The sequence below is a fragment of the Methylophaga pinxianii genome (assembly GCF_020447225.1).
GTDB classification, from domain to species: Bacteria; Pseudomonadota; Gammaproteobacteria; order Nitrosococcales; family Methylophagaceae; genus Methylophaga; species Methylophaga pinxianii.
In genome coordinates, this window is sequence record NZ_JAJAEO010000072.1 from 1 (window position 1) to 888 (window position 888).

Genomic DNA, 888 nt, shown 5'->3' on the forward strand with positions numbered 1-888 from the left:
CTAGGGTCTGTTGATCTTTGCTGTACAAAAATTAATCAGCCCACATTGGCAGCCACATCATAGTAAAAGCCAGCATCAACATGCTGTGATAGTTGCGTTCGAGTTTGTCGTAGCGTGTCGCAATCGCCCGAAAGTGTTTGATTCTGGCAAAGGCATTCTCAACCAGATGTCGATACCGGTACAAACACCAGTCCATGTTCTCATTGCCAACACGGCTATGTTTACGACGTGGAATGACGGGTTTGACACCTTGGCTCGCAACGTCATTCCTGAATACGTCACTATCATAGCCTTTATCTGCAATCACCTTGTCAGCGATGGGAGCGCCCTCAATCAGGCTTTGGGCATGGACCACATCATTGACTTGACCGCCGGATAACTCGACATGGACTGGCAAACCATAACTCCCCACCGCCAAATGGATTTTAGTGGAATGGCCGCCCCGGCTTTGACCTATCGCCTCACATTTGGAAGAAGCCGCACCCGCGCTATGTTGATGGGCTTTGACGATACTGCCATCAATAAACAGCCATTCCATATCCGTGTTACGGGATAATGCTTTGAACAGCCTTTCCAGAATACCTTTCTTCGACCAGAGGTTGAATCGTCGGAAAACAGTACTCCACTGTCCGAACTCACGGGGTAAATCTCGCCATGGGCAGCCAGTTCGCATTCGATATAAAATCCCTTCGAGTGTCATTCTGTGACCTGGTTTGTTGTAGATTCGGCCACTTTGATACATCAGTCTGGATAGCTTTTGCCATCGCTGGTCGGTTAACATGAGTCTGGGCATGGTGATTGGGTGTGATAGTTGTTTGTGGTGAACTACAATTATACCGAGTCACCATGCTGCTCAATATTTAACCACCAAAGATCAACAGACCCTAG

1 protein-coding gene is annotated in these 888 nt (G+C 48.0%); it reads right to left on the bottom strand.

Going from position 1 to position 888, the window contains the following annotated elements; translation table 11 throughout:
- Nucleotides 1-31: 31 nt before the first annotated feature.
- Nucleotides 32-793 (bottom strand): IS5 family transposase, encoded by a 762-nt coding sequence (locus tag LGT40_RS00340; protein WP_226069664.1) that lies wholly within the window; start codon nt 791-793, stop codon nt 32-34.
- Nucleotides 794-888 lie beyond the last annotated feature (95 nt).